Source organism: Streptomyces sp. PCS3-D2, assembly GCF_000612545.2.
Classification (GTDB): Bacteria; Actinomycetota; Actinomycetes; order Streptomycetales; family Streptomycetaceae; genus Streptomyces.
This window is the reverse complement of the sequence record NZ_CP097800.1, coordinates 7315163-7330819: the sequence shown is the minus strand read 5'-3', so window position 1 is coordinate 7330819 and position 15657 is coordinate 7315163. Positions and strand designations below refer to the sequence as shown.

At 72.1% G+C, this 15657-nt stretch carries 14 protein-coding genes and 1 pseudogene; 11 read left to right on the top strand and 4 right to left on the bottom strand.

Annotation, left to right across the window (positions count from 1 at the left end; translation table 11 throughout):
- The first annotated feature begins 23 nt into the window (after positions 1-23).
- The 3 genes from AW27_RS32840 to dhaK all read left to right on the top strand — a co-directional run bounded on the left by AW27_RS32840 (position 24) and on the right by dhaK (position 3107).
- Positions 24-1424, top strand: coding sequence for an AI-2E family transporter (locus tag AW27_RS32840; protein ID WP_078556534.1), 1401 nt, complete (start codon positions 24-26; stop codon positions 1422-1424).
- 160 nt (positions 1425-1584) lie between these two features.
- The gene (locus AW27_RS32835; protein ID WP_037922506.1) at positions 1585-1932 is read left to right on the top strand and encodes a hypothetical protein; all 348 of its coding nucleotides are present in this window, start codon (positions 1585-1587) and stop codon (positions 1930-1932) included.
- A gap of 170 nt (positions 1933-2102) precedes the next feature.
- On the top strand, positions 2103-3107 hold the full coding sequence (dhaK, locus tag AW27_RS32830; RefSeq protein ID WP_037922503.1) for a dihydroxyacetone kinase subunit DhaK: 1005 nt from the start codon (positions 2103-2105) through the stop codon (positions 3105-3107).
- A gap of 30 nt (positions 3108-3137) precedes the next feature.
- Here dhaK and AW27_RS32825 read toward each other — a convergent pair whose 3' ends face one another.
- Positions 3138-3710 carry a DUF2231 domain-containing protein gene (locus AW27_RS32825; RefSeq protein WP_052030715.1) on the bottom strand — a complete coding sequence of 191 codons (573 nt, stop codon included), beginning with the start codon at positions 3708-3710 and terminating at the stop codon, positions 3138-3140.
- Between the two features lie 181 nt (positions 3711-3891).
- Here AW27_RS32825 and AW27_RS32820 point away from each other — a divergent pair, with 181 nt between their 5' ends.
- The 5 genes and pseudogenes from AW27_RS32820 to AW27_RS32800 all read left to right on the top strand — a co-directional run bounded on the left by AW27_RS32820 (position 3892) and on the right by AW27_RS32800 (position 7154).
- Complete coding sequence (locus AW27_RS32820; RefSeq protein WP_037922501.1) at positions 3892-4512, top strand: DUF2975 domain-containing protein; 621 nt, start codon at positions 3892-3894, stop codon at positions 4510-4512.
- On the top strand, positions 4512-4736 hold the full coding sequence (locus AW27_RS32815; RefSeq protein WP_037922498.1) for a helix-turn-helix domain-containing protein: 225 nt from the start codon (positions 4512-4514) through the stop codon (positions 4734-4736). The genes AW27_RS32820 and AW27_RS32815 overlap by 1 nt, the downstream gene beginning before the upstream one ends.
- A gap of 246 nt (positions 4737-4982) precedes the next feature.
- Positions 4983-5690 carry a scabin-related ADP-ribosyltransferase gene (locus AW27_RS32810; protein WP_037922496.1) on the top strand — a complete coding sequence of 236 codons (708 nt, stop codon included), beginning with the start codon at positions 4983-4985 and terminating at the stop codon, positions 5688-5690.
- Positions 5691-5961: 271 nt separating this feature from the next.
- Positions 5962-6321: pseudogene (locus AW27_RS32805) on the top strand (nuclear transport factor 2 family protein); the annotation flags it as partial.
- Between the two features lie 269 nt (positions 6322-6590).
- On the top strand, positions 6591-7154 hold the full coding sequence (locus tag AW27_RS32800) for a ribosome-inactivating family protein (RefSeq protein ID WP_037922492.1): 564 nt from the start codon (positions 6591-6593) through the stop codon (positions 7152-7154).
- A gap of 47 nt (positions 7155-7201) precedes the next feature.
- Here the strand turns inward: AW27_RS32800 and AW27_RS32795 are convergent, their stop codons facing one another.
- The 3 genes from AW27_RS32795 to AW27_RS32785 are packed head-to-tail and all read right to left on the bottom strand — an operon-like array spanning position 7202 to position 10829.
- Positions 7202-9532 (bottom strand): ABC transporter permease, encoded by a 2331-nt coding sequence (locus tag AW27_RS32795; protein WP_037922489.1) that lies wholly within the window; start codon positions 9530-9532, stop codon positions 7202-7204.
- 2 nt (positions 9533-9534) lie between these two features.
- Positions 9535-10326 carry an ABC transporter ATP-binding protein gene (locus AW27_RS32790; RefSeq protein ID WP_052030712.1) on the bottom strand — a complete coding sequence of 264 codons (792 nt, stop codon included), beginning with the start codon at positions 10324-10326 and terminating at the stop codon, positions 9535-9537.
- Positions 10323-10829, bottom strand: coding sequence for a PadR family transcriptional regulator (locus tag AW27_RS32785; RefSeq protein WP_037922486.1), 507 nt, complete (start codon positions 10827-10829; stop codon positions 10323-10325). Before AW27_RS32785 ends, AW27_RS32790 begins: the two co-directional genes overlap by 4 nt.
- A 165-nt stretch (positions 10830-10994) precedes the next feature.
- Here AW27_RS32785 and AW27_RS32780 point away from each other — a divergent pair, with 165 nt between their 5' ends.
- From AW27_RS32780 to AW27_RS32770, 3 genes are all read left to right on the top strand, one after another.
- The gene (locus AW27_RS32780; RefSeq protein WP_037922484.1) at positions 10995-12272 is read left to right on the top strand and encodes an ABC transporter substrate-binding protein; all 1278 of its coding nucleotides are present in this window, start codon (positions 10995-10997) and stop codon (positions 12270-12272) included.
- Positions 12273-12482: 210 nt separating this feature from the next.
- Positions 12483-14201, top strand: a complete 1719-nt coding sequence (locus AW27_RS32775; protein WP_078556528.1) for a glycoside hydrolase family 13 protein — start codon at positions 12483-12485, stop codon at positions 14199-14201.
- A 124-nt stretch (positions 14202-14325) separates the two neighbouring features.
- Positions 14326-15657, top strand: a complete 1332-nt coding sequence (locus AW27_RS32770; protein WP_052030710.1) for an ABC transporter substrate-binding protein — start codon at positions 14326-14328, stop codon at positions 15655-15657.

The window sequence follows — 15657 nt, the reverse complement described above, 5'->3', positions numbered from 1 at the left end:
ACGGGGCGGAGGGAGGTCCGAGGATGACCTGGATCCGTGACGTGTTCGGCCGTGCCAGGGGCGCCGCGACCGCGGTCGGTGAGCGGCGTGCGCAGGCGCTGGCCCGACACGACGCCGAGGAGGCGGCCGAGCGGGCGCGGGCGGCGCGCTCACGCCCGGCCCGGGCACCGGAGCGGGTTCCGGACCCGTCCCGTGCGGTGCCCTGGGGCATGCGGGTCGCGGCCGAGGTCGCCTGGCGGTTCCTGGTTCTCGCCGGCGCCGTGTGGGTCGTGATGCGGGTGATCGGCTCCGTCCGGCTGGTCGCGCTGGCCTTCGTCGCCGCGCTGCTGGTCACCGCGCTGCTCCAGCCGACGGTCGCCCGGCTGCGCGGTCGGGGGCTCCCCCAGGGGCTCGCCACCGTCGTCACGGCGCTCTGCGGGTTCTGCGCGCTCGGGCTGATCGGCTGGTTTGTCGTATGGCAGGTGCTCGACAACCTGGACAGCCTGTCCGATCGGCTTCAGGAGGGCATCGCGGAACTGAAGCGGTGGCTCCTCGACAGTCCGTTCCACGTGACCGAGCAGCAGATCAACGATGTCACCGAGCGGCTGAGCGATGCCATCGGCACCAGCACCAGCGAGATCACCTCCACCGGTCTCCAGGGAGTGACCGTCCTCATCGAGGTCATCACCGGCATGCTTCTGGCGATGTTCATCACGCTCTTCCTGCTCTACGACGGGCGGCGGGTGTGGGAGTGGGCGCTGAGGCTGCTGCCGGTCGCCGTGCGGCCCCGCGTCGCCGGCGCGGGCCCACCGGCCTGGCGGACGCTCACGGCCTACATCCGCGGGACACTGATCGTGGCCCTGATCGACGCCGTGTTCATCGGGATCGGGATCTACTTCCTCGGCGTCCCCCTCGCCGTCCCCATCGCCGTGGTGATCTTCCTGGCCTCGTTCGTACCGTTGATCGGCGCCATCGCCTCCGGCGCGCTCGCCGTGATCGTCGCGCTGGTCACCCAGGGCGTCTTCACCGCCTTGATGACCCTGCTGGTGGTGCTCCTCGTGCAGCAGATCGAGGGGCACGTCCTGCAGCCGTTCATCCTCGGGCGGGCCGTCCGGATCCATCCGCTGGCCGTCGCCCTGTCCGTCGCCACCGGCGGACTGGTCGCGGGCATCGGCGGTGCGGTCGTGGCCGTCCCGCTCGTGGCCGTGGCGAACACGGTGATCGTGCATGTGCGGTCCCCTTCCGACGAGGACGGAAGGCCGGAGCCGGAAGCCGAACCGGGCCGGCCATCGGACCCAGAGGCGGGGGTCACACCCGCGGCGGCACCGGCGGAGTCCACGACCCCCGTTCCCGGGGCCGAGTCCGAGGTCCCCGGCGCCCCGGCCGCCGACGGGGAGCCCACCACGCGGCAGCCCCGACAGCGGCCGCCCGGTGCCGCGGAGTGAACCCCGGGGCGGGCGCGCTGGCTCGTCGCGCCCGTCAGGCGGGTGTGAGCCGCCGCGCCCCGGGCAGGAGACCCACGCCGGGAGCGGACGGACGAGGCACCGGCCCGCCGCCCGTCGGGTCCCGCGCACCCGGACCCTCGTCAGCAGGAGGGCGATCGTCATGGCATCCCAGCACCGGCACCAGCACTACCGCAGTGGGCGGGCGGCCGACCGGCACGCGCGCGCGGCAGCCACTCGCTGGCGGCACGACGGCAGCGAACCCCGGTGGGCCCGCAGCGATCTGCGGCTCCGCCGCCTGCTCTCCCTGCTCTTCGCGCCGTTCTTCGCACTGATCGGCGTCCTCATGCTGCTTCTCGGGTCCGGGGCGACGGGCACCGCGAGCCCCCCGCGAGGCCTCTACACGGCTCTCGCCGTGTGCTGCTTCCTGCTCGCCCTCGTGGCTCTGGTCGACCTCTACGTGATCAGGGTCCGGAGGCGTGAACAACAGCGGTGGCACCGCCCTTCCTGACTGCGGAGCGTCGAGGCGGCCAGGGGCCGTTCGACGCGCCGGGACGCCCCGTGGCGGGCAGGGTCGCGTCACGGGCACCAGGAACCGCCGGGCGCCGATATCCGGTGTCCGGCGGTCCCACTGCCCGACACTGGACGCACAGCCACCTGCCAGCACACCGGGAGACAGACATGAAAATGCTGATCAACAGCCCTGAGACCGTGGTAGCCGATGCGTTGCGCGGGCTGGCCGCCGCCCACCCGGACCTGGAGGTGGACCCGGAAGCGCGGGTCGTCGTTCGGAAGGGGGCGCGCGAGGGCGGTCGGGTCGGCCTGGTGTCCGGCGGCGGCTCCGGGCACGAGCCCCTGCACGCCGGTTTCGTCGGGCCCGGCATGCTCTCCGCCGCCTGTCCGGGAGAGGTGTTCACGTCCCCCGTGCCCGACCAGGTGCTGCGGGCGGCCAAGGCCGTGGACTCCGGCCAAGGAGTGCTCCTCATCGTCAAGAACTACACCGGGGACGTCCTGAACTTCGACATGGCCGCCGAACTCGCCGAGGAGGACGGCATCCGGATCCAGCGCGTACTGGTCGACGACGACGTGGCCGTCACCGACAGCCTCTACACCGCCGGCCGGCGCGGCACCGGAGCCACGCTCTTCGTCGAGAAGATCGCCGGAGCGGCCGCCGAGGAGGGCGCTCCGCTCGACCGGGTCGCCGCCGTGGCCGAGCGCGTCGGCAAGGCGTCGCGCAGCTTCGGCGTGGCCCTGAGCGCCTGCACGACGCCCGCGAAGGGCAGTCCCACCTTCGACCTGCCGGACGGCGAGCTCGAACTCGGCATCGGGATCCACGGCGAGCCCGGCCGGGAGCGCCGCCCGATGATGTCCGCCCGTGAGATCGCGGAGTTCGCGGTGGGCGCCGTACTGGACGACCTCGCCGCCGTGGCCCCGGCCGACGGGCCGGTCCTGGCCCTGGTGAACGGGATGGGTGCGACACCCCTGCTGGAGCTGTACGGGTTCCACGCCGAGGTGGCGCGCGTGCTGGCGGACCGGGGCGTGCCGGTGGCGCGGACCCTCGTGGGCAACTACGTGACGTCGCTGGACATGGCGGGGTGCTCGGTGACCCTGTGCCGGGCCGACGAGGAAATCCTCCGGCTGTGGGACGCCCCCGTGCAGACCCCTGCGCTGCGCTGGGGCCGCTGATCGGGACCACGGGCCCGGCTCGGACGGACCCTAGGCGGCGGGACGGGCTCCGCCGGCCCTCCGGTGGGCGACGCGGCCGCCGAGGGCTCCGGTGACTCCCACCGCCGCCAGACCGGCCCACCCCCACAGCCTGCCCTTCGCGGGGTGGCCGCTCAGGCGTGCCGCCAGGGAGACCGCGTAGCAGCTGACGGCCGCCGCGTTCGAGACGGCGTGGGCGAGGCCGGTCCGGGCCTGTTCGGGCGGCAGGTCGGCCCAGTCCGCCCAGCCGGCGATCGCGGCCGGCGCCACGCCCGCGAGGCCGACGGCCGTCAGGGTCGTGGCTGCGCGCCGCTCGCCGGGGACGGAGTCCAGCACCGCGGCGGAGAGCCAGCATCCGATGGGCACCTGCACGAGGACGGGGTGGAGTGGGTGCCCCAGCGGCGCGCCCTTCAGCAGGTCCCTCGTCCCGCCCAACGGGAGCGAGCGGATCCCCCGCTGGAGGATGCGGATCGCCGGATCGGCCAGGGTGCTCCGTTCGATGCGGTTCAGGGTGGTCAGCCACCGTCCGGAGGCTGCGTTCAGCGTAGGGGCGACCTTCGCGGGGCTCAGGGCTTCCGTGTTCATGGGTGGCGCCTACCCGCCTTCCGGCGTCCGTCCCACGTTGGTGTCGGCCGAATGAGATCGCGTCACCGCTGGACTGCACAGGCTCGCTGCACAGGCGCCCCTCCTTGACAGGCTGCGTATCGTTTATCGATGCTATTGATAAACGATACGCTGATACGCGCAGAGCGGGTGAGGGGAATTCATGGACGCCAAGTCCTGGTGGAGCCAGACCGACAGCCGGCTGCTGGAGGCAGCTCTGGGCCTGGCTGCCCTGTTGGTCGGCACCTTCGGCGTGCTGTTTCCGGCCCTCGGAGTGGCGGGGCTGATGGATCCGATGGACACCCGCGAGGTCGAGGCCGCGACAGCGACCCGAGTACCGGCAATCGTGACCGATGCGGTGACGGGACACGGCATGACTCTCACCGGCACCCACCGGGCGGAACTCGTCTTCGCCAACCCGGACCTGGGTCAGCGCCTGCTGCTGGCCGTGCCGGAAATCGTCGACAGCGCGCTCCTGTTCCTCGTCCTGGCCCTCCTCTTCACGATGGCCCGGACCCTGCGCGGCGGCGACGTCTTCGTGCTGGTGAACGCGCGCCGCCTCAGCGTCATAGGACTCGCGGTGCTGGTGCACGCCCTCCTCGCCCCGGTCCTGGAGACCCTCACCACGGAGGTGCTGGTGAGTGACACCCCCATGGCCGAGCAGGTTCCGTTCTCGGTCACCTTCACCGGCGAGTACGTGTTGCTGGCGTTCCTCGTCCTGGGGCTGGGAGAAGTCTTCCGACGAGGAACGAAGCTGCGCGCCGACACGGAGGGTTTGGTCTGATGCCCCCGGAAGAGAAACATCGGGTCCAGGTCCACCTGGACCGACTACTGGCCGAGCGCGGCATGACCCTGTCCGAACTGGCGACCAGGGTCGGGGTGACAGTGGCCAACCTCTCCATCCTCAAGAACGACAGGGCGAAGGCGATCCGCTTCTCCACCCTCACCGCCGTCTGCCGCGAACTGGACTGCCAACCCGGCGACCTGCTCAGCATCCGCAACGACTGACCCCGTCCCGCAAGACCCGGACAGCGGGGTGTCGATCCGTCGCACCGTTCGCGTGGCGACGGATCGACACCACCGCGCAGGAGGGCCACCCCTTCCTGTTGAACGTCATGTCCGCCCTGCTCGCGGCGGTGGCCGCGATCCCGATATGACTGATCCACCCATGCGAGTGGATCGTCCGCCCGCCCATGCCCGGTGGCGCACGGCCCTCTATATACAGGTGATGTCGCTCACCCCACCGTTCGCCTGATGGGTCGTCACGTCATGCTGAAGGTCGCTCTCCCGGTCCTCGCCGCCTCGTTCCTGCTCTCCGCCGCCCTCGCTCCGTCCGCCTCGGCGGCGCCCGCGGCGGAGGACGAGACCACCACCCCTTGTGGACCGGTGGTCGAGTACCGCGCCGTCGACTGGTGGCGCACCACCACCATTCCGCAGATCGCCCGCTCCGTCGCGGCCCAGGCGTCCAACGAGCGCTGGCAGTGGCGCAATGACGTCAACACGCTGTGGCGCGGCGACACCAGGGAGACCGTCGAGGAGATCTTCCGCACCGGGTTCACGCCCCGGGGCGACCGGCTCACCCCGCTGGCGGAGTACATCGTCAAGGGCGGCGGCCAGCTCAGCGCCCACCTCAGCACCAGCTGCGACGTATCGGTGGCGAAGAGGTTCGCCACCTACGGTGCGGAGCAGACCGGCTGGGTGTACGAGATCTACGCGCCCGGCGGCATCGACGTGAACGCGACCGCGCGGGTGAACAACTACCAGTCACCGTACCTGTGGAACAAGGAGATCGACTTCCCCGGCGGCGTCGGGGGCAACTTCATCAAGGGCGCGTGCAAGTACCGGCTGACCGGATCCGACCCGGTCACCAACGAGAAGACCTGGGAGCGGCTCGGCTGCAAGGACAACGCCGGCTTCGCGCCCTACAAGTCCGACCCGACCGCCTACACCCTCGCGCGCTGAGACCGGCCGCGAGACGTCCTCCGGCCGGCCTCCGACCACAACGCCCGCAGCCCGTCCCGTGCGCCCCGCCGACTCCTGCGGGCTCCGCGTCGGACCGGGCGAGGGGGCGCGGGCTCGTACCGCGAACCAGCCGGTATGCGCATCACGCAGGGCTGACCTGCGACATCTTCGCTTGTCGAAGCCGTCACGGTGCACCAGTGTGGCGCGCATGACCTCACCGCACGCTCATGACACGGACCCCGCCCACCTGGGTGGCGAAGCTGCCGCCGACTCCCCCGCCGTGCCCGGCGCCGTGCTCGCACCGCTCCACGCCTACGTCCGCGGACACGCCACCGGCGACCCGGCCCACTTCCGGCAGGCGTTCCTGCCCACCGCCCACGTCGAGGGGATCCGGGACGGCGCGTTCGTCTCGTGGCGCCTGGACGACTACTGCGCCCTCTTCCCCGGCCGGCCTGCTCCCGACGAGGCGGCCCGGTCCCGTCGGATCGACACCGTCGGCGTCCACGGCACCGTCGCTACCGCGACCATGACGCTTCGCCACGGTGCGGCCACGTTCACCGACGTCTTCCTGCTGGTCCGCGTCGACGAAGGCTGGCGCATCGCCAACAAGGCCTATCACCGGCATGAGTGAGAGACCTTCAGCAACATCCGGCGCTCGACGCCCGAGTTCCCCGCGCTGATTTCTTAGCAGGGGAAGCCAACAATTCTCCTGGTCCGTCAACGAACGACTAGAAAGGATCGCATCAGACCGAACCCGACCCCCGATGAGGGTGCGGAACCCGTCGGTGGTCGGAATGACGGCGAAGGCGGTGAGCGTATGTCTGAGTCCGGCCCGAGCGATTGCGGCGGGACCATTGTCGCCCAGTCCGGTTCCCGGACCTCTTCCCCGGCAGGCCGGCCATGCTGATGCCCATCCTGTTCTCTCCCGCGCAGGCCTCGGCCCACGAGTACCGCTCCCTGACCTCGACCATCCGGGCGAAGGCGGAAGACGGGCAGGGATTCTTCGGCGGCGCCGGGCGCAAGGAGGGGGAAATGCCGTTCCTTCCGCTCCGCATCGGACTGCGGGGGCTGTTCGTCGAGCTCTTCATCGAACTCCGCCCCCGCAATACGAGCCTGCGCATCGCCGGATTCCGCAAGCTCGTGGAGAACGGACAGACCCCACCGGATTCGTACGTGCACCACGTGCGCGACTCGGCGGTACCGCAGGGCCTCCACCGGACGGAGACCCTGCCGTTCGGCGGGGCCCGCGCCGACCTGGAATCGGCTGCCGCCGTCCGGCGCGCCGGGATCCTGATCGGACGCCGGGCCCTGAGCCTCGCCGTGATCCGGCTGCACCAGAACTGCGATCCGCAGAGCACCGCCTACGGAATGCTCGTGCTCTCGGAAATGCTCTGCGAGGCCGCCCGGTACCCCGCCCTGGCCGATGCGATGTCCCGACTCTGGATGAGCGGCGGCCGGCTGTAGTCCGTGGCCCCTGACCACGGACTACAGCCGGCCGAGGGTCTGGCCGCTCAGAGGGTCTCACTGAGCGAGTCCGCCAAGCGGCGCCGGGCCGTTCGGGTCGCGGGCAGGGCGGCCGCCGACACCGCGCCCACCACCGATCCGGCGATCACCGTCAGCAGCACCGGCAGCGGAGGCAGCTGGGCGATGCCCGCGCCGATGCCGCTCGACGCTCCCTGGGTGTCCACCAGCCAGGTGCCGGACAGGACACCCACGGCCGTGCCCACCAGTGCGGCCGCGAGCGCGGTCAGGCCGGCGGCCGTCACGATCATCGCGCCGATCTGCCGGGGCGTGAGCCCGATCGCCTTCAGCGCGAGCAGGTCGCGGCCCCGGTCGCGCACACCGGTGCCGATCAGGGTCAGCAGTTCGATCAGCCCGATGAGGGCCAGTACGGCGATCAGGGCACCGATCACCCCGCGCGCCGGTCCCAGACGGTCCGCCGGGTTGGGCGTCTCGCGGATGTCGAGGGCCGCTCCGGCGGCAGCGGCGAGGGCGCTGCTCACCGATCGGGGGTCGGCGCCTTCGCGCAGTTCCAGGGCGTGGTAGGCGGGCCGCAGCTGCGGGTCGCGCTCGCGCAGCGCGTCGAGGGTCGTGGTGATCACCCGGCCGCCGGATTCGGGCTCGATGGTGCGGCCGACGAGGTGCAGGATCTGCGGCCGTCCGCCGACCGTCATCCGTACCCAGTCGCCGACCCGTACGCCGAGGAGGTCCAGCAGCCCCTGCCCGGCCACCGCCTCGTCGGGGCCGGCGACCGCGCGCCCTTCGACCACCGCGGAGGGGTAGGGCCGGAGCGCCGTGCCGAGGCCGCGCAGGGTGATGGTTCCGGTCTGTCCGGGGACGAGCGCCGCCATCTCGGCGGCCGGGTGGACGGCCTCGACGTCCTCGGCCGACGCGAGGATGCCCTCCAGCTCCGCGTCCGACGGCCCGGCGGGCTGCTCGGCGCGTACGGTCAGTGCCGCGGCCAGCCCCATCTGCGCGGGCCGGCTGCGGAACTGGTCCAGGGTCGACCAAGCCACCAGGGCGACCGTGATGAGCACCAGCGGAAGCGCGAGCCGCGCCACCGGCACCAGCGTCCGTCCGCGCCGGGGGAAGGCCGCGCGCCACCCCAGGACCAGGGCGGGCGGGACCCGCACGCCGAGCGCCCGCTTGCCGAGCGCGGTCATCGGGGCGGCGGACGGGAGTGCGGCCCGGGCGACCGGCACCGGTGGCACCCGTCCGGCCCGCCAGGCCGAGAGCCCCGTGGAGGCCGCGATCAGCAGCACCGCGCCGACGGGTATGCCGATCATCAAAGCGGCATGGCCGGGCAGGTCCTGCCACACGGCGGCGGCCTCCCCGATCCGCCCCGGTATGCGGGCGCCGAGCAGGGCGATCGCCGTGGTGCCGAGGGCCACGCCGAGGAGCGCGAAGGCCAGGTGCTGCACGAGGAAGCCACGGGCGACCTGGCCGGGGGTGAAGCCGATCGCCTTGAGCACGGCGATGTCCCGCAGCTGGCCCCGGACACGGGCGCCGATCGCGCCGGACGCGGCCAGGGCGGCCGCGAGCAGGGCGCCGAGGCCGAATACGGCGAACATCGCGCCCAGGAGCCGGTCGTCGCCGCCCGCGTCGGCGCGAGCCTGCTGCCACTTGGTGACCTCGGCCACCCGGTCGGCGCCGAGTACGGTGACCGCTCGCTGGACGATGAAGTCCGTGTCGGCCGGGTCCTCCAGGCGCAGCCCCACGCTCTGCCCGGTGTCCGCACGGGCGATCCCGTCGAGCGTGGCGGGGAGCACCCAGCCGATGCCCGCCACGCCGCCGGGCTGGTAGCGGGGCTCGGCCACGTCGGCGGTTCCGCTCACCCGCAGCAGGTGCACGGCGCCGTCCGGCCCGGTGACGCGTACGGTGTCGCCCGGCTCCGCCCAGAGCGCACGGGCGACCGAGGTCTCCAGGACAACGGATCCGGCGTCCGGGCCCCCGCCGGCGTCCGGCGCGGTGAGCCAGCTGCCGGCGCCGACGAGCGGCCGTCCGGTTCGCGGCGGCTCCGCCGGGGCGGCGCGGAGCGTCACCCCGGCCCGGGCCCCGCGGGACTCGACGGTCGTCGCCGCCGTGCGGTAGGGCCCCGCCAGTGCCTGGACCCCCTCCACACCCGACAGGGCCCCCGTGTCCGCACCGGCGCGGGTGTGCAGCCAGATGTGGGCACCGTGGGACTGGTTGAAGACCCGCTGCCAGGGGTTCGCGGCGTAGCCGAAGAGCGCGCCGGCCAGCAGGAGCGAGGCGATGACCCCGGCGCTGGCCAGGACCACGAAGAGGGCTTCGCCGCGGTGTGCGCGGAAGTCGGCCTGCGCCCAGCGCAGGGTGGCCCGCACGCTCACTCCTTCAGTTCGAGGACGCCGGTGACGCCGCCGGCCGGCCCGGGGCGTCCGCCGCCGAGCGGTGCGTCGTCGGCTATGCGGCCGTCGAAGAAGCTGATGACGCGGTCGGCGGCGCTGGCCATCCGGGCGTCGTGCGTGACCATCATGATCGTCTGTCCGCGCTGGTGGAACCGGGTGAGCAGCCGCAGCACCTCACGCGTGCCCTTGCTGTCGAGGCTGCCGGCCGGTTCGTCGGCAAGGAGCAGCCGGGGGTGGTTGACCAGGGCGCGGGCGAGCGCGACCCGCTGCTGTTCGCCACCGGAGAGTTCTCCGGGCATGGACCGCTCACGGCCTTCGAGGCCGAGCTCGGCGAGCAGTTCGGCGCGGGAGTCGCGGGCGGCCTTCGGGGAGGCGCCGGCGAGCAGGGCGGGCAGTTCGACGTTGTCGGCGACGGTGAGGTTGGAGACGAGGTTGAAGAACTGGAAGACGACGCCGATGCTGCGGCGCCGCAGCACGGCCCAGCGGGCCTCGCGGTATGCGTCGACCCGCTCCCCGTCGAGCCACAGCCGGCCGCCGTCGGGCCGCTGGAGCCCGCCGATCAGGTGCAGCAGTGTGGACTTGCCGGCTCCGGACGGTCCGGTGACGGCGACGAACTCCCCGGGTTGGACGGACAGGTCCACACCGCGTACCGCGGGCACCGGCGCGCCTTCGCCGTGGTGCGTCTTGGTCAGGCCTTCGGCGCGGACGAGGGGCACCTCGGGGCGGACGGCGGGCGGCACGGCCGGAGCGGCCGTGGCGTCGTCGCTCATTCCAGCTCCTCCTGACAGCGTTCCAGCCAGTCGAGGTCGGCCTGCAGGTGCAGCATGGCGCCCTCGATCAGCAGTTGGGAGATCTTGTTGTCGCGGTCCTCGGCCGCGGCCAGCTTCGACAGGTCCCGCATGGTGTTGAGGTACTGGCGCCGCTGCTTGTTGATCAGGGCGATCGGATCGGCCAGGCCCGAGCGCGGTGCGAGCGCCAGCTTCATGAAGAACTCGTCCCGGACGCGGGGTTCCTCGGCGGTGTCCTCGAACCACGCCAGTACGGCTTCGCGCCCGGCGTCCGTCAGTTTGTACGTGCGTTTGTTGGGGCGGCCCGACTGTTCGACGTCCTCGCCCTCGATCAGGCCGCTCTTCTCCAGCCTTCCGAGGGTGACGTAGATCTGGCCGACGTTGGGCTGAGGGTACGCGGCGCCCAGGAGCTTCTCAAGGTCCTGCTTGAGCTCGTAACCGTGCGCAGGGCTACGGGTGAGGAGCGCAAGGAGCGCCAGCCGCACTCGGCCCCTCCTTCCCGCTCCGTAGTCAACCGTTCACTGGTGCTCGGCCGGATGTGGCCGGAGTCCGTCTTGTCCGCCTGGACGTCTAGTATCGCCCATGCCTAACGGGTATATATAGGCCACGATGGTCGGCAGTGCAGCCGGATCGTGTTCTGGGAGGAATCTATGCGGTGGATGCGTGCCGCGGGTAGAGCTCTCCTGGTCGCAGCGGTCCTGCTGGCCGGGTACGCCGGTCTCGGCGTACGCCCCGGCGCGGGCACTGCCGCCTCCGATGCCCGAGGCCCCCTGACGCTCGTGACGGCGGGCGACCTGACCGACTACCTCGGCCCCGTCCTCGACGATTGGAACGCGAGCCGTCCCGGCGAACGCGTCACGCTCGTCGAACTGCCCGACTCGGCCGACGAGACCCGGGCCCAGATGATCAGCGAGCTGCGGTCCGGCCGCGACCGGTTCGACGTGCTGAACATCGACGTCGCCTGGACCTCCGAGTTCGCGGCCGCCGGATGGATCTCACCGCTCGATCGGGACCGGTTCCCGCTGGATGCCTTCCTGCGGCCGGTCGTGGACACCGCGACCTTCGACGGACGACTGTACGCGGTCCCGTACGTCACGAACGCGGGCCTGCTCTACTACCGCAAGGACATCCTGGACCTGGCGGGCGAGAAGCCCCCGCGGACCTGGTCCGAACTGGCCCGCCAGGCGCGCACGCTCGCCCCGCTCCACGGGCTGGACGGCTACGCGGGCCAGTTCCTCCCGTACGAGGGGCTCACCGTCAACGTCACCGAGGCCGTGCACTCGGCGGGCGGCGCGATCCTGCGCGACGAAGGCGCCCAGGTCGCCGTGGACTCGGACGGGGCGCGCGCCGGACTGCGATTCCTCGCGGACGGGGTGCGGGAGGGATGGATCTCCCGCGAGGCGCTCGGCTACAAGGAGGAGGAGTCCCGGAAGGCGTTCCAGGACGGACGGCTGCTGTTCCTGCGGAACTGGCCCTACGTGTACGCGGACGCGAGCGCGGCCGGGTCGGAGGTCGCGGGCAGGTTCGGCGCCGTACCGCTGCCGGGAGCGGACGGGCCCGGCACCAGCGTGCTCGGCGGCTCCAACCTGGCTGTCAGCGCCCACGCCCGCCATCCGGCGTCGGCGGCCGACCTCATCTCGTACCTCACCAGTGAACGGGTGCAGCGCCGGGTCCTCACCGAGGGGGCGCTGCCACCGGTGCGCGCCGCGCTGTACGAGGATCCCGCGCTGGTGCGCGCGTATCCCTATCTGCCGACGTTGCGGCAGAGCGTGCTGTCTGCGGCACCGCGCCCCAAAAGCCCGCGCTATGACCAGGTGAGCCTCGCCGTGCAGGCCGTGGGGCAGGACGTCCTGGCCTTGCGTCAGACGCCTGACGAGGCGGTGGAGCGGCTGGCGCGCGAGCTCGCGGCCATTGCCCGCACGGGCTGATCACGTTTCCGCATCTCTCCGAGGGCTTCTACTTACATGTTAAGTAGAAGCCCTCTTTCGCATACACGGCGACTCACGGACAAACCACCCCAGCTTTGACCCGTTTCTGGACACATCGTTGACATCTTCCAGTCGCCGCTACTTAACATGCATGCATAACAGCGCACCTGATCCAGGGCGCTCTCGCATTCAAAGACAGGTCGACGCGAGATGCTCAGCACCCTTCCGGCCGGTACCGGTCACCCCTCCCGCAGCGCCGCCCCTTCCGCCCCGTGGTGGCGCGACGCGGTGATCTACCAGGTCTACGTCCGCAGCTTCCTCGACAGCACCGGGGACGGCGTCGGCGACCTCGCCGGCGTCCGCGCCGGACTTCCCTACCTCAGGAAGCTCGGCGTCGACGGCATCTGGCTCAGCCCCTTCTACCCGTCGCCGCAGCACGACCACGGCTACGACGTCGCCGACTACTGCGGCGTCGACCCGGTCTACGGCGATCTCGCCGAGTTCGACCGGCTGGTCGCCGACGCCCACCGGCTCGGACTCCGACTGCTGCTCGACATCGTCCCCAACCACTGCTCCAGCGCGCACCCGTGGTTCCGCGAAGCGCTCGCCGCGGCCCCCGGCAGCGAGGCACGATCCCGCTTCCACTTCGCCGCCGGCCGCGGTCCGCAGGGCGAGGAGCCGCCCAACAACTGGCGCGCCATGTTCGGCGGCCCGGCGTGGAGCCGGACCACCGGGGCCGACGGCACTCCCGGCGAGTGGTACCTGCACCTCTTCACGCCTGAGCAGCCCGACCTGAACTGGCGCGACCCCGTCGTGGGCGACGACTTCGAGCGCGTGCTGCGCTTCTGGCTGGACCGAGGCGTCGACGGGTTCCGCATCGACGTCGCCGCCGGGCTGTTCAAGCACCCCGAGCTGCCCGACTCGGACGACCCCGGAGCGGACGAGCGGGCCCGCGACGCCGTCAACCAGCTGGCCTGGAACCAGCCCGAGGTGCACGGCGTGTGGCGCCGGTGGCGCGCGGTCTGCGAGGAGTACACCGCTCGGGACGGCCACGAGCGGCTGCTGGTCGGCGAGGTGTCCGTGCCCACCGCACGCGAGCACGCCGAGTACGTCCGCCCCGACGAGCTGCACCAGGCCTTCTTCTTCGACCTGCTCAGCGCGCCCTGGGACGCCGAGGCCTTCCGCACGACGATCACCGACGCGATGCGCGACATCGCCGGCACCGGCTCCACCGTCACCTGGGTCCTCAACAACCACGACCAGATCCGCACGGTCACCCGCTACGCGGGCGAGCCCGGGGTGGAGGGCAGCGGGCTGGGCGCGGCCCGCGCCCGCGCAGCGGCCCTCCTGATGCTCGCCCTGCCCGGCGCCGCGTACGTCTACCAGGGCGAGGAGCTCGGCCTCCCCGAAGTCCTCGACCTGCCCGACGAGGTCCTCACCGATCCGATCTTCCGCCGCACGGGCAGCCGCAAGCACGTACGGGACGGCTGCCGCGTCCCCCTGCCCTGGTCCGGGCACGCCTCGCCCTTCGGCTTCAGCCAGGAGACGGCCGGCGTCAAGCCGTGGCTGCCGCAGCCCGACTGGTTCGCCGAGCACGCCACCGACCGCGCGCTCGCCGACACCCGTTCCTTCTGGCACCTCTACCGCGAAGGACTCCAGCTGCGACGCACCCTGCCGCAGCTCGGCGAGGGCACCCTGCGGTGGCTGGACGCACCCGCGCAGGTACTGGCCATCGCCCGCGGCGACGGCCTGGTCTGCGCGGTCAACTTCGGCACGGAGCCGGTGCCCGCGCCGGTTCCCGGCACTCCGCTGCTCGCCAGCGGCCCCTGCCCCGACGGGGTGCTCCCCGCGGCGACCGCGGCCTGGTGGGCGGGCGAGTACCCGGTCCCCGGCCCGGCCGCCCCGCGGCCCCACCCCCTCGGCCCGTAGGCCCTCGCTTCCCAGGACTCGGCCCGTACCCCTCGGCGCACAGCCCCGCACCCCGCAGCCCCTGTCACCCCGCAGTTCCCGAGCAGCCGCTCCCCAACCCCGGATCTCCCCGAAAGGACCCCTCATGCGACGAACCGGCAAGACGACCCGCCGCAGTGCCGCCACCGCCACCGCGGCCCTGGCCCTCGCCCTCGGAACCACCGCCTGCGGCGGCGCCGCCGGGCCCGCGGGCAGCGGCGAGCTCAGCGGCCAGACCGTGACCGTGGCCGGCGTCTGGACCGGCGCCGAGCAGGACAGCTTCAAGAAGGTGCTCGACGCCTTCGCCCAGAAGACCGGCGCCAAGACGGTCTTCGTGCCCTCCGGGGACAACGTCTCCACCTTCGTCGGAAGCAAGATCGAAGGCGGCAACGCACCCGACGTGGTCATGGTTCCCCAGGTGGGGGTGCTCCAGCAGTTCGCGAAGGAGGGCTGGCTCCAGCCGCTGTCCGACCAGACCGCCAAGACCGCCGGGTCCACCCTCGCTCCGGTGTGGAAGAACTACGGCACCGTCGACGGCACCTACTACGGCCTCTACTTCAAGGCCGCCCACAAGTCGACCGTCTGGTACTCCCCCGAGGCGTTCGCCCAGGCCGGCGTCGGCGAACCCAAGAGCTACAGCGACATGCTCAAGGTCGGCCGCACCCTCGCGGACTCGGGCCGCCCGGCCTTCGCCATAGCCGGCGAGGACGGCTGGACCCTCACCGACTGGTTCGAGAACATCTACCTCTCCCAGGCCGGACCGGAGAAGTACGACCAGCTCGCCCAGCACAAGCTGAAGTGGACCGACGAGAGCGTCGTGCGGGCCCTGACGACGCTCGGGGAACTGTTCAAGGACAAGCAGCTCGTGGCCGGCGGCGCGCAGGCCGCGCTCGGCACCGACTTCCCCTCGTCGGTGGCGCAGGTCTTCGGCCCGGAGCCCAAGGCCGGCATGGTCTACGAAGGCGACTTCGTGGGCGGCGTGGCCAAGGGGCAGTTCGGCAAGAAGCTCGGACAGGACGCCAAGTTCTTCCCCTTCCCCTCGGTCGACGGCGGCCGGGCGCCGGTGGTCAGCGGCGGTGACGCGGCGGTCGTCCTGAAGGACGGCAAGAACGGCGAGGCGGGCATGAAGCTGGTCGAGTTCCTCGCGAGCTCCGAGGCCGCCGAGGTCTGGGCGGGCGCGGGCGGATTCCTGTCCCCGAACAACGAGGTCGACTTCGCCTCGTACGGCGACGACACCACGCGCAGCACCGCCAACTCCCTGATCGCGGCCGGCAACTCGATCCGCTTCGACATGTCGGACCAGGCCCCGGCCGCGTTCGGCGGTACCAAGGGCGCGGGCGAGTGGAAGCTCCTCCAGGACTTCCTGCGCGACCCCTCGGACCCGCAGGGCACCGCCACGAAGCTCGAGGCCGAAGCCGCCAAGGCCTACGGGAACTGA